The following is a 14,103-nucleotide window of genomic DNA, read 5'->3' on the forward strand; positions in this document are numbered from 1 at the left end:
TATTTCACGACAGTTGCTATAGCTCGCTTTAAAAAAAGAATCAATGCATTACTTTCTAAGGCTGCAAGAGTTCTAGTGTTTTTTAATAGTCACTGACTTTTGATTTGCATCTAGGTCCTCTAACTGATCATAAAATTTTGAATGTGTAACTGGTCCAAAACCCCTACCTCGATGTTCATTCATAATTTTCATAAAATCGCCATATTCTTCTCGTGTGTATTTTTCCTCCGGAGTTTTTTCTACATTAATGTCTAATCGGTTTTTAATCGCTCCAATCATGGAAGACCAAGTTTTCGTTTCACCATGAGTGTGAAAATGCCATCGAGATCGTTCTTCTCTTAGATATTTAAAATTATCAGATTCTTTTTCGTCGATTAGTTTCACTAATTTAATTACTTCGTGATTATCTGTCATTTTCCCTAAGATCAAATTAAAACAATGTGTTGCTGTAGTTTTTCTAGCAAGAATACCCTCATCTCTTTTTCCTATCGCTGTAAGTAATTTTAATAAAATATCCGCTCCATCTTTATTCCAATTTATTTGCGGATTCTTGATAAAATCATCGATTTGTTTATTAGTCCATTTTTCCGTAGGATAAACTAGGTGAGGAGGTGTTACAGGTTTTCTCTCGTTATGTACAGAATCTTCGAGGGGATCTGATTGGAGAAGATCCCCATGCGTAGAATCTTCTAATTGAACCTGGAGAGGAGGTATTACAGATTTACTAGAAGATAAAGTTTTATCATGTGTAGAGTGACCGGAATCTTCGAGAGACGTAGTGTCATCCTCTTCCCTTTTTTGTCCGCTAACTTCTTCAGAAACAACATTTTCCTGACTCTGATTGATTGAGCTTGATGGTAAGGACGTATCTGTTCTAGGGTGCGTTACCAACGAATCAGAGACGTGATGTTCAGAAGATAATGAAGTGTCATCGACTTGCTTTTCTACTTTAAGCTGCCCATCTTTTTCAGATTCGCGAATCACACTTCCATCATGCTCTTCGATATGAATAGAATCTTTGGCAGGTTTTTTAAGTACTTGTTTCGGCTCAGACTCTAATTGATCACTACTTTCTGTTAAAGTAACCGTTTCAATGGGAGGCAAACTTCCTCCAATAGAACTCTCATCGATATGTTTTTGGGATTGAATGACGGAGCTTGGAACGGGTTCTTCTATAGAGCTTGGGTTCATGGAAGGGCCAAGATCAACAAAAGAATCCATGATTAAACTATCAGTCAGTTCATTAGGAATAGTAAGAGGTGAATCGACCTGGGTATTTGGTGTTAATGCTTTTTTTATCGCATTATTGAAATCAGCTTCTAGAAACGATGCTTTTTCTCTTAACTCTTCTAGCACACTACTCAGTTGGGTTTCATTTAATTGAAAAATTTTAGATAAATTATCTCCCCATAATGCCGTTGGTACGTAGACATTGGTAAAAGGAATTTTATTTTGCGTAAGAAGCTCTAGTAGGCCAATAACCTTGTTAAGATGCTCTGTGTTAACCTCAGGATGAGCTTTTATATTTTTAACCAATGATTGAATTATATTTTCATCGAGTTTTATTGGTTCTACTGATTGATTGAGCTTGTTTGTAATGAAGTAAAAAATCTCTAATTCCTGAAGATTTAAGTCCATAATTAATGGGCTTACTGTCACTAAAGAAATATCTTTGTGTTTTTTTAACTCTTCTAAAATGGGTTCAATGAGATCCACTTTTTCATGCAGTGTGCTGGCATGACTTAGAATATAATCGGCAATTTGGTTGCCAATATCTTGGCCAAACCAGCGACAAAGCTTTTCAATATTCTCTATTTCCTTTGTTTTAAGTTTAAATACAGGAGCAAGCTTATTACCAAAAGCTTGTCTCTGGAGATCGTTTTGTCCTATAGTTACATTCGCTTCAAGCAAAAAGTTAATGAGTTGCCCCATCGCCTGTCGATAGTCAGGTTCGCTCAATTTTTCATTGTCTTTTATATTATCAAGGATGGTTTTAACTGCATTGGCATCCAATCTTTCATTTGTATTGTTTATTAAAGTAAAGAAAGTGTTCACAAAACCAAGTTGACTTTGAGTAAGGCTCATTATCGGTTGACGCACTCCACGCAACAAAATGCCTTTATCTTCCATCAATTGAAAAACTGCTATTATGTCTTTAGCCTTATCTTTAAGATTCCCGCCATTTTTTAAAATGAAGTCTACTGTGTCTTCATCGAGAACATTTTTTGTGGAAAGATAGCCTAATAAAGCGTGAGCAGATTTTAATTGATCCTCATTGAGGAGTAATAAGGCAGAAGGATTAAAGCGTAGATTTTGTTCTTTTATCTTTGTTTCTTTTAAGAGAATAAAGGTGTTTGCTAATTCATCTCTGTAACTCGCTTTGGTAAATTCACTAGGATTAGTTTTTATTCGATTAATTAGCGCATCCGCTTCGGCAGCGCTCATCTTTAAATGTTTTGCTTCAATTTGTTGTAAAATCGAATCAAGATGGTCTAGCTGATTATTATCCAGTTCCATAACCGATTGTTTAAGGCCATCCAAAGGAGTGCCAAGGTTCTCCATTCGATGGAATATTACTAAAATAGCGTCGATTTTCTTCTGTAAGGATGCGCCGTTGGCGAAAATAAAATTTCCTATTTTGTCATCAAGAATATACTGGGCAGCTAAGTAGTCGAAAAGTTTAGTGACTTCTTTTAGCTGATTGACATCAAGGGCAAACAAGAGAGTGAGATTTGCACTGTATGGCAAAGAATAAGTAAAAGAAACTTTGTGTCGGGTCATATAATTGAGTATTTTAATTATATTGTCTCTATACTCGTCATTCGTATTAATTAACTGTTGCTTTGTCTTTATCTCGCTAATGAGTAGTTGTGTGGCTGCTTTACTCAGTGGAGCATCTAATGGTTGAGGCTCCATGTTAGATAAAATACTTTTTAATGCATCTAATGCATTTTCATCAAGAGCTCTAATGGCTTGACGCGATCCTATAATAGGAATCCTCTTGTTTCCCATTTCCTCAAAAATAAGAGTAACTTTCTGCGATACCTTTTTAGGCAGGGTCTTCTTTAAAGTTGCCGTTACTTGTCGATCATCTAACGCACCACTCTTTGATAACTCTGTAAGTATGCGATAAGCCCCTTCCAATTCTTCAGAGCTTAATTGAAATATAGTTTTCAAATTTGGGGCTAATGTAAGTTTTTTATCGTTTATTAAATTAATAATTTTGCATACAGACTCGAAATAATCCTTACCCTTTGCAACGTCTTTTATTTTTTCTTTATTGGATATTACTTGAGCAATCAAAGTTTTGGCTGTAGCTTTATCCATCGTAATATTAAAATGATCAATTTTCCTCAAGAAAGCAGACAACACGGCCCTATCATCTGAACTTAAGTTCATCACTGGTTGTCTGATACCTATAATAGCTATATTTTTCCCTTCAATTAATCTAAATAAGTCTATATATTCCTGGATGATTCCTTGTAATTGGACACCATGAGTTAAAACATAATTTACTGTGTGCTCACCAAGTGGTGGTCTATCTGCAAAAAACTTTAAAAGTACATTCACTTCTTTTAGTTGAGTTGGAGACAATGCAAATAGAGCTTGAAGGTTAGGTGTCCAAATTAGCCTTGCAGTATTTGTTAAAGAGATCTTATGAGTTAATAGTAAATCGATGGTTTTACTGATTTCAGTTAAATGCTCTAATGAATTAAGTTGAGTCGTATTAGTATTACCTACTTGCGCAACTAAAGCATTAAACCCATTTGGATCAATGGGGATAGTCGAGGTAATCTTTTCTAGAATCGTATTGAGCGTAATGATTTTTCCTTTTTCTAAGGCCATCACTGATTCGACTGTACCTTCAAAAGAAATTTGTTTCTCACGCATTAATTTAAATGTTTGTTGGATTTCTTTCGTTTTATTCGGTAAAGATGAGGCATTATTTAAGATATAGTCACTACTAGAGGGAGTTAAGGCTTTATAAGATTCTAATTCGGTAAGTAATTCATTTACTTGAGCTAATTGCGGGGCCTCTAAGTCAAATAATACATTAAGTTTATTGCCTCTAAAATAAGAAGTTACCCCAGTTTGAGATAAGCTCATTTCTTTTTTTAACAGAAAATTGATTATACCGGTGATTTGCTTAAAGTACTCCTCGTCCTTTAGCAGTGCATTATGTTTGCGTTTGATATTCTCAATGAGTGGTTTAAATGATTCCTTTCCTAATTCTCGTTCAAGCCTATCAATTTTTGATAAAAAAAGATTTAAAGCGAGCAATTCATTTTGATTGAGATTCATGACCGGTTGCCGAACACCCCTTAAAGGAATATTTTTTTTAGCCATCTCCTCAAATATGCCAATTATATCTTGAGTTTTATCCTGCAAATTTGTCGCATTGTATAAAACATAATAAACAGTGTTATCATCAAGTGCTTTCTTTTCAGATAGATGCTGCAATAGTACATGGGTTTTTTGTAATTGCTTGTTATCTAATTTGGTAAGCAGAGTTAAGTTATCATAATAAATATAATCGCCCCAACTCCAAACGCCTGTTTTCGTTAACGTGATGTTGTTTTTTAACAGGATATTAAGACAACTGCTAAATAAACCAATACCTCCTTCAGGATCCATTATTCCCTCAGGATTAATTTTACTTGCTGATACTAAATTAGGAAGTTCTTTTTTAATAAGTTCAAACGCCTTATTATCGAGGGTTTTCCCAGCAGGAATGTTTTTTAGCAGATTGATATAAGCTTTTTTAGGTGTATTCTCTTGCACTGGCATCGCAATAAGAGAGCGCAGCGCTTCGTCGCTCACTTTACCAACAAGAGCTTGGTATTCCTCAGGAATCTCTTGCTTTTCTATGCTTGGTTTCACGTCTGATGTTGGAGAAGGTTGCTTATTTAAATTTGCGGGATTCAAGTATAAATTATAGGCAAGATTTAAAGCATAAAATGCCGCAGCCTCTGTTGAATCTGAGTTTCCTAATTCACGAATCCACGAGTCCATTTCTAGAGCAATGTCCTCAGGTATTTCTATTCCTTGTACAGCAGGTTTTACTATTTGATTGATGAAATCCAGGTAATTGTCAGGCTCAAGATTGCGGCTCTTAACTGCATCTGTATAGATTGCAGCGGCAGCAAGGATTAGGTTTTTTTTGTTTTCGCTATTTTTAGGATCTTTTAAATAATTTAATAAGTGAGCTCTAAATTGTTGGCTGCTAAGAAACTCGGGTATTTTATTAACCAATAATTGGATCGGTTTGGATGTTGATGCTGTTGCTTCAGTAAAAAAGGTGCCGTCTGGAGAAAAAGAAGAAGGGGCCTTCAGAAAAGCCTCTCGATTTTTTAAATAGTTCTCATATTGTGCTGAATAATGTTTTAGGAGCTCGCTTGATTCAGGAGTAGCTTTTAACAGGTAATGAGCTCCTTTTTCTTTTATAACCAATTCAAACTGGGGAGACGGTTTATCACAAACTACTTGAGCGTCATTTTGTCCATAAATGGCGTAATTGACCAATCGAGTAAGAATAGGATCAATATCAGCATAAGTTACTTTGACGCCCGGTATGCTTAAAAATTCGCAATATTTTTTAAAACCGGTTGTATTCCAATACTCTTGAATCTTCTCCATGTCCATTGTTAAAAGGGCATCGTTAAAAAACTCTTTGTTTGCGAGATAAATGGAATTTTCTATAGTTTGTTCTTCAAAAGCTGTGAGAAAGTATTGTTCTTTTGCCAAGTCATATTGAAGTGTTTTTTCGATTTCATTTAATATAGGATCTGATTTTTCCTTATTCAATTCTTGAAGTTTTTCTTGAACGGTTTTAATGATCTTTTGTGCTTCGCTAAGGGTTTGATCAGAAGGTTTTGCTTCAAGTTCTTTCATGTCCTCAATGGACTTTAAAATCAATTGCTCCAATCCTGAGTCCACTTTACCTTGAGCTTTCTCTACTACAGTTTCCAACAAAATTCGTGCTCTATGAGCAGGGGCTTTTGCATTATTCGCTATAGCCTCTTTGTAGTCTGTAACAATTTGCAGGAATGTTGTGCGGCGAATATCATGATCATTAAGCTCCCCTCTCGCTTGAAAAAAAACATCGGGGTTACTTTGGGCTAATTGTGTGCAGAACCAGCTACGAAATAAAACACCTAATATTAATGTCTTTTCAAACAAATAAGCAGGTGATTCAGCCGAAGTAAGTTCTTGTTGGAGGGCTTTGTCCTTTAATAATACTTTTAATTTAGCGAGATTTTCATCGTTGTCGAATTCATTTGAATCAAATAAATCTTTCGGAAATTCACCGTGGGTACTTAAAAGATATAAGGCATAAGCATGGAAAAAACAATTACCAAGTGCTCCTGAAACATCAACTGCTTCTTTCGTTATCGTTTCTTTATCTGACGAGTCTTTTGCAAACATACAATATCTCAAAAAAAATACATATATGACAAAAATAGCACAAAAAACTTATCTAAATATTAAGTAGAATGGCCTGAACCCTTTATCAGACGAGATATCAGCAGTCCTTATCAAAAAGGCGCCTATTTTGGAGCAATGGCCTCAGTATATTTTTGTCGTTCAGCAACAGTTTCTATTAAGACATCAGAGCTTGGTTGTTGTACTGGAAGTGTATAAAAAATAAATTAATGTATCACCAGAAGATATGATTTTTCTTGCGAAGTTGTATCTAAATAACGCAGTAAATCAGAGTGATAATCGAGTCACTGCACTCACTACCTTTCTAACTTACTACGTTCGTGTAGTTTCTTGGTTAAGTCAATTAATGCAAGTGCTTTTTGATCAAATATTTTTAATGCATCAAGAGCTGTTTGATAATGCGTGCTGATCTCTTCTTCCAATTTTTTTTGGGAAAATAGAGTGGCAAACGTTATTTTTTCGTTGGCCAAATCAGAGGAACGACCTTTACCCAAGAACTCGGCAGGAGCATAACGATCCAAATAATCATCTTGCATTTGAAAAACCAGGCCTAAATGGCTGGCATAGGCTCGTAAAGCTGCTTTATATGCTTCGGGCGCTGAGTGAGCATTCAGAACCATTTCGATACACGCTAAAATAAGACGTCCGGTTTTAAGGTAGTGAATTTCTCTTAGCTGCTCTTCACCAGTAGATGATTTTGCCAATTCAGATAAGTCCAGACTCTGTCCACTCACCATGCCACTAATGCCGCTTGCTTTAACCAGTTCAAGAGTGATCGCAATGACTTGTTGGGGTGGAAGCAGAGGAGAAAGATGAGTTAATAGTACTTCGATGGCTAAGGCCTGCATGCCATCCCCCACTAAAATCGCTGTTGCCTCATCAAACGCTTTATGACAACTGGGTTTACCACGGCGTAGATCATCATTATCCATAGCCGGGAGGTCATCATGAATTAAAGAATAACAATGCGTTAATTCGATTGCTGCAGCAATAACATCCAGAATTTTGAGATCAAGATCAAGTATATTCCCAGTTAAATAGACCAAAATAGGCCTGATTCTCTTTCCTCCAGGGAATAGAGAATAATTGATTGCGGAACATATCGTTGTCGCGGGTACAGAAGAGTCATTAATAATTTGCCTGAGAAATTCTTCGTGCCGTTTTATATAGTTACTTATCACTTAATTGTTCATCCGATCTAGGTTCTGCAGAGGTTAAAGTTTCTATTTTTTGCTCTGCTTTTTGTAATACATCCTGACATTGCCTGGCCAGACTAATTCCTTTTTCAAATTGTTTCAGAGAGTCTTCTAAGGAGAGTTCCCCTTTTTCCAGTTGTCTGACAATTTCTTCTAGTTCCGTGATTGACTGTTCAAAATGCATACCTTGGCTCATAGATTTTGTCCTGATTGTGCAAAATGTACTGATTATACTGAGTTGCTCTCAGGATTCAATGTAAGTAAATTAATTTTTAATAAAATGAAGCCTGAATAATCGGGCAAAGGATTTCTTGGTTTCGTCTTCGCTGTATCCAGGCGTATATCCTGAGGTATGGTCAGTTTCCAGTATTCTTTATCCCTACGTCCTGGCCCTCGCGAGCAAGTCCTGAGAGAACCACGCGAAATTTGAATGTCACTGTATGTTTTTAAAAGAAATATGCTCAACGTTCTACGTATCGCGCATAAAGCGCAGTACGTAGGGGATTAAATTTCGCGTGGATCTCTCAGAAACAAGTCATGGGGCCATCATGATTCGCTAGGATAAATCGTGTATATTAGAGCTCTTGCAAAATCCCTATGAAACTGAATCGGATGGAACACGAATGAAAACAAAGACCCAATTTGTCTGTAATCAATGTGCCGCAATTTTTAAGCAATGGGCTGGACAATGCACCCATTGTGGCGCATGGAATTCGATTGCAGAAGAAGGTATGCCAGTAAATCGTAACTCGCGCAGCGGCTCATGGGCGAATCAACGTTCAGTAATCACTGCCGTAGAAGATGTAGTGATGGATAATGAACTACGGATGGATTGTGGCTTATCTGAACTTAATAGAGTACTTGGCGGTGGTTTGGTGTATGGTTCTGTGGTTCTTATTGGAGGAGATCCGGGCATTGGTAAGTCCACGTTATTATTGCAGACGCTAGCTAATCTTTCTATGCAGGAGACTGTTTTATATGTAACGGGTGAGGAATCCTTGCAGCAAGTAGCGATGCGCGCCAAACGCTTGGGTTTGCCTTTGGCAGGTTTAAGACTTTTAGCGGAGACACAGGTTGAATCAATTATTGCTCAAGCACAAAAGGAAAACCCTAAAGTGATTGTGATTGATTCGATTCAAACTATTTTCACGGAAACCATAAGTTCTGCTCCGGGTGGAGTAAGTCAAGTGCGTGAATCAGCAGCACAATTAGTTCGTTTTGCCAAACTGACCCAGACAGCGGTATTTCTGGTGGGACATGTAACGAAAGAGGGTGCCTTAGCTGGGCCGCGGGTTTTAGAGCACATGGTGGATAGTGTTTTATATTTTGAAGGTCAAAGTGACAGCCGGTTTAGAGTGATTCGTGCTATTAAAAATCGTTTTGGCGCAGTCAACGAATTGGGTGTATTTGCCATGACCGATAAAGGCTTAAAAGAAGTGGCAAACCCTTCAGCGATTTTTTTATCGCGTCAACCTGAGCCTACTTCGGGTAGTGCAGTTATGGTAACTTGGGAAGGATCACGTCCTATGCTGGTTGAAGTCCAAGCGCTAGTTGATGAGGCGCACGGACAACAATCCAAACGCGTTACTGTTGGTCTTGAGTCCAATCGGTTGGCTATTTTACTTGCTGTCTTACATCGACACGGAGGAATTGCGACCTATGACCAAGATATTTTCATTAATGTAGTGGGTGGCGTCAAGGTAACAGAAACGGGTTCCGATTTAGCATTATTAGCTGCTGTAGTATCCAGTTTACGTAACCGGATTTTTGACCGGGAAACCATTATTTTTGGTGAGGTCGGTCTTGCTGGTGAAATTAGACCGGTACAAAGCGGGCAAGAACGATTAAAAGAAGCAGCAAAACACGGGTTTAAGCGTGCTATAGTGCCTTTTGCCAATGCCCCCAAGCAACATAATGCTTCAATGGTTATCGAACCTGTTAAATATTTGCATGAAGTTCTGGAAAAAATGTAGTTCTTGATTGTAGCCTGGGTGCAGCGCAGCGGAACCCGGGATCGGTAATATTGCATTCCCGGGTTCCGCTGCGCTGCACCCAGGCTACAAGGAGTATTGTTGTAACGCTTCAAAAATTGATGCATGATAAAAATACAAAGTCTTTACCTTTTTGCTGTTTAATCAACAATAGGAGCAATGATGACTTTTCCAGCCAAGCTAAAATTTGCATTTATGGATATGCTAACCCGCAACAAAATTTCGTACACTCAGGGTTGGTCGAATTTTATGGGAAACGTACGTAATCCCTCTGCTGTGGTTGTTGATGTAGAAAATGAAGATCAGGTCCAATTGATCATGAAAGAAGTAAAACGAATGAATGAGAATCGGACTTCAAAAGATAAAATTACCTTAAGAGCTACTGCCGGTTGGGAAAATAAAGAGAAATCTGAAGGCTGTTGCTTATTTCCCTGGTCTAAAGTTCAGGATGACAAATACGGTAAAGGGAGCTTTTCTTTTTCAGAAGTAGTAGGTGGCAGAGCCTCGCCTCAAGGTGAAGGTACAGACATTATTATTCGCTTCAAAAAGAAATATCATAAGGCGAAAGTTCTTGGGCCTCTTAATACCAAACCAACATGGTTTAATCCCAATAATCCAATACATCAGCTTCCTGCATCACTGGTCGAAGTAAACGCAGGAATGCAAATAGACGATTACTCAGAATTTTTGCGGAAACATAATCTCTCTTCAACAACGCTCAGTATGCTCAGTTGGGCGAGCCTGGTGGGATTAGTAGGCACTGGTGGTCATGGCACCGGCCGTGATGAACCGGCTGTTAGTGGTTTGATTGAGTCAATAAAAGTGTGTGATATGGATGGAACTATTCGTGAATTAACTCCTGATCATCCTGATTTTCAAACGTTACGCGCAGCACACAGTGGCTTTTTAGGGGTTGTTCTTAGTGTGAAAATGCGTGCAGTGAAAGCATACAACTTACGCGAGACAATTACATTATTTCACAACACTGAAGAAATGAAAGGCAAACTGGGAGATATATTAAAGAATAATCACTATGTCAGTATTATGGGAATGCCAAGTTCTTCCAAGTCTGAGCTGAGTGAAAACATTCACCAATGGCAAGTGCGTATGTGGAATTTCACTACCGAGAAACCAACTCAAAATAGCAAAGCTACTTATCTGCCATCAATTACTTCGTTACTCCAGGAACTGGGAGTAAAATTAGGTGAGGATTTGATGGATTTTCTTGTTAATTCGGACTTAAAAGTTTTGTTGCCGGAATTTATGTTAATTGCTGCTGCTCAATCCATTGAAGCGCGTGGGACAAAACCTATAGTTGATTTTGAAAACCATATTACGCATCCGCAAGTTGCTTTCCCCGAAGAACTCCGTGATGTCGATTATTTTATCCCTGTAAAAGATGACAAGGCAGGGGAGCATTTGGAAAATATTTTGCAACAAATTGAACTGCAGGTAAACAAGGCGGCAAAACGTGGGGAATATCCGATTACTTATGCAGTGTACGTTCGCTATTTGAAAGGAACTAATGGTGGGTTGTCTACAACCAGTACGAGTGCTCAAGATGAGCATGTTATTGCTTTGGATGTTGTGACTCATCCTCAAGCACAAGGCATTGCTCGTTTTGAAAAAGAATTTTTAGCGTTTTTAAAAGAACAAAAATTAGAAGTAAGAAATCATTTAGGTAAAAATTTTCCAGCTGGCGTGGTTCATTATGCTCAATTTTTGGACTCTAAAAACATGAAGCAATTTATAGAAGCGGCAGAACGCTGGAATGCAACACCCAACAAGGATGATGGCGCAGAACGTTTGGCTATGGCTCCTTATTACACAAATTATTTCCAGGAAATGCTTGATTTGAGTCCAAGTTTGGAAAGCGAGCTGGAGAAGAAGAGTATCGTAGGGGAAAATCTTGCACCAAAAACAGAACCAATAGAATATACTAAAGAGGAATATGTAACATTTTTAACTCGTTTATGTGACGTAGTTGACTTAATGCCAATACAGGGTGAGGCAGCAAAAAATGCCAAGGCGACTTTTTTAAAGACGTGCCAGCATGAATTGGAAAATCGAAGGCTACGTGATTTGGTTATTGCTTAAATTTGGAAGATGGTATTCCTGCGAAACAGGAATCTATTGGTTGAGCATTGTCAATATAAAAATGGATCCCCGCCTGCGCGGGGATGACCGATTTGAGTAAAGTTAAATACTAAATACTCTTCGCTTGGCGACTATGGGACATAGAGGCAAGGTTAAATCGGCGAAGTACAGAGCAAGGCATGCAGACTTTTGATTAGGCTTTGTTAAAATTATATCGGGATGGAGCAATTTCCAAGGAAAATGCAATTAAATATGCTGATTCAAAAAATAATGTTGGTCTGCAAATTCGTTTAAATAGCGCAGACTTTGATTTACAAGCTGATAATCTGACTATAGAAGGTGATTGATTTTTTTGATCTCTGTGTTAAAATTTAGCGCAATTTGATTTCGATTATGATCTATGATTCATGCCTGAATTTTTCCAACTTGAAGACATTGAGCTAGGTCCTGCTTCACATGCAACGGGTCATGAAACGTATCTACATGCGATATATACTCCTCCCAATAAAAAAAGACCTCCTTATCGAGTCATTTGTAAGAAAAATAAATATGGTCGCGCTGAACTTTCTCGTTTGGAAGTGATGTTTGGTCAATTAGCTCGTCTGCTTTTATTATCTAATTTGACGCCTCCCAGCAATTTGGTGGTAGATGCCCACAATAATATTAAGGGTTTGGCAGTGGAGCATCTTGGCTATACCATCGCAAACAAGGAAGGCTCAGGTACCTTTTTTTATGCTTTTAAGGACAAAGAAACAGGATGTGACTATGTCCCTCCAGCACAATGCGATGATCCTACCCAAATACCCATTTATTTTATGGATAAAGTGCCTCAGGGGTTTTATGCACGTTTAGTCGAAGCGGAGATAGATGATAAGTTAACCATTGATTATGAGTCCTTAGCCAGTATTCTCGCTACTTCCTATGCCTTGGAAGAGGATGATTTACATAAGGGAAATTATGGTTTTTATCTGGTAGATCGAGGAGGAAAACCCCAGGTAGTATTCTTCAAAATTGATCATGATTTGATGTTTGTAGACAGCATCATGGGGTTTCATACCCGTCGTCCTTTCCATTTATTGCATGGCGCTCATGCTTTTGACATCACAAAAAGTGATCTCAAATCTCTGGTGTGCTTAACCAATTCATCTAATTCCTATTGGCCCACAAAATTTGGTTATATTTCTAATCCTTTTGACAATAAAGAATGTCATAATTATGCCGATATTAATGCTTTTTCCCGGTTACTCAATAATCCTCAATTTATTCAAGCGAAATGGAAGTCTTTTTTTAAGCATATTTTAATTCCGAATGAGCTCATAGTGCAGACATTAGAGGAATGTGCTGATACGACGAAAGCCCAAGATCGGGCAGAGGTTGCTTTAATGACTCAAACTGCCATGGCACGGCTTGCACGTTTGCGGGCAGCACTGTTTTCGATAAAAGAATTCCGTACGTATGTGTGCGGATTAGATCAAAAACAATTCGATGCTTTATTGAAAGAAATCATTCCGCCAAATTTGACTGAGACGCTTGGGAAAGAAGTTCAGAAGTCTTTTACTCAATATCGAGATTTATGTAAAGAACCCCATGGATTTGAAAAGGGGGATACGCCGCTACATACAGCAATTAAGCTGGGTGAATATCGTTACGAAGAAACTTTAAGCATGTTTAGCGAGTTTATCAATGTAAAAAACAAAGCAGGTAAAACTCCTTTGGATATTGCATTGGAACGGGTGAGAGCTGGAAACACTGAGGAACATGATGTACGCAAAAATGCAAAGCTAATCAGTAAGCATTTAATAGAAAATGGAGCGGACACCACGAAATATCCCAGTCTTATTCCAATAATTCGCTCTTATTCTTTTAAAAATCCTTATCTGGAAGGAATTAATGCAAGCATGCACTATAGAGACTTTAAAGATATTTTAACCCGGATAGGTGAGGATCATCGATTTTGTCTCAAATTTAAAAAGAATTTGGCACGCGAATGCATTGAGCAGTTTATCAAAGTAAACGAGGGGCGCCCTGACTTTGAAAGCCGATTGGAGCGATTAAGAGACGATATAAATGGGTATTCATCCGAAGAAGAATCTGCAGGCGTAAAATATATACGTCAGTTACGCAGCCGGTTCTGGATTATTCGCCAGCTGCGAGGGTTGTATGGCTGGACTTCAACTCAATGGGAAATTCATACCATGATAAACAAAGCGCTGCTAGAGAAAAAAGTCAAGGAACCCAGTTCTTTTTCATTCTTTTCTTGCAGTAATGAAATGGAAAACCCCATTACTCCTGACTCGCAGAGTCCATGTTTCGCAATGTAATGTAAACAGTGTAAAATGTAGCCTGGGTGAAGGCAAAGCCGTAACCCGGGGTTT

Annotated in this window: 6 protein-coding genes and 1 pseudogene; 4 read left to right on the plus strand and 3 right to left on the minus strand. The window is 38.0% G+C overall.

Annotation, left to right across the window (positions count from 1 at the left end; all coding sequences use genetic code 11):
• Positions 1-72: 72 nt before the first annotated feature.
• From A8O27_RS13230 to A8O27_RS13240, 3 genes are all read right to left on the minus strand, one after another.
• Complete coding sequence (locus tag A8O27_RS13230; RefSeq protein WP_058460839.1) at positions 73-6,426, minus strand: hypothetical protein; 6,354 nt, start codon at positions 6,424-6,426, stop codon at positions 73-75.
• Positions 6,427-6,740: 314 nt separating this feature from the next.
• Complete coding sequence (locus A8O27_RS13235) at positions 6,741-7,625, minus strand: polyprenyl synthetase family protein (RefSeq protein ID WP_058460838.1); 885 nt, start codon at positions 7,623-7,625, stop codon at positions 6,741-6,743.
• A complete protein-coding gene (locus tag A8O27_RS13240; RefSeq protein WP_058460837.1) occupies positions 7,615-7,836 on the minus strand; it encodes an exodeoxyribonuclease VII small subunit in 222 nt (73 codons plus the stop codon). The genes A8O27_RS13235 and A8O27_RS13240 overlap by 11 nt, the downstream gene beginning before the upstream one ends.
• A 427-nt stretch (positions 7,837-8,263) precedes the next feature.
• On the opposite strand from A8O27_RS13240, the gene radA reads away from it, so the two are divergent.
• The 4 genes and pseudogenes from radA (at position 8,264) to ankK (ending at position 14,049) form a co-directional block, all read left to right on the plus strand.
• Entirely contained in the window at positions 8,264-9,613 is a 1,350-nt protein-coding gene (gene radA / locus A8O27_RS13245) for a DNA repair protein RadA (RefSeq protein WP_058460836.1), read from the plus strand.
• A 180-nt stretch (positions 9,614-9,793) separates the two neighbouring features.
• Entirely contained in the window at positions 9,794-11,728 is a 1,935-nt protein-coding gene (locus A8O27_RS13250; RefSeq protein WP_058460835.1) for an FAD-binding protein, read from the plus strand.
• A 161-nt stretch (positions 11,729-11,889) separates the two neighbouring features.
• Positions 11,890-12,075, plus strand: a pseudogene (locus A8O27_RS19355) (type IV pili twitching motility protein PilT); the annotation flags it as partial.
• Positions 12,076-12,135: 60 nt separating this feature from the next.
• Positions 12,136-14,049, plus strand: a complete 1,914-nt coding sequence (gene ankK, locus A8O27_RS13255) for a Dot/Icm T4SS effector AnkK/LegA5 (RefSeq protein ID WP_058460834.1) — start codon at positions 12,136-12,138, stop codon at positions 14,047-14,049.
• Positions 14,050-14,103: the final 54 nt, after the last annotated feature.

The organism is Legionella bozemanae, assembly GCF_001648595.1.
Classification (GTDB): domain Bacteria; phylum Pseudomonadota; class Gammaproteobacteria; order Legionellales; family Legionellaceae; genus Legionella; species Legionella bozemanae.

Coding starts and splice junctions, on each gene's coding strand:
- A8O27_RS13230 (WP_058460839.1), bottom strand. CDS start 6,426: ATGTTTGCAAAAGACTCGTCAGATAAAGAAACGATAACGAAAGAAGCA.
- radA (WP_058460836.1), top strand. CDS start 8,264: ATGAAAACAAAGACCCAATTTGTCTGTAATCAATGTGCCGCAATTTTT.
- A8O27_RS13250 (WP_058460835.1), top strand. CDS start 9,794: ATGACTTTTCCAGCCAAGCTAAAATTTGCATTTATGGATATGCTAACC.
- ankK (WP_058460834.1), top strand. CDS start 12,136: ATGCCTGAATTTTTCCAACTTGAAGACATTGAGCTAGGTCCTGCTTCA.
- A8O27_RS13240 (WP_058460837.1), bottom strand. CDS start 7,836: ATGAGCCAAGGTATGCATTTTGAACAGTCAATCACGGAACTAGAAGAA.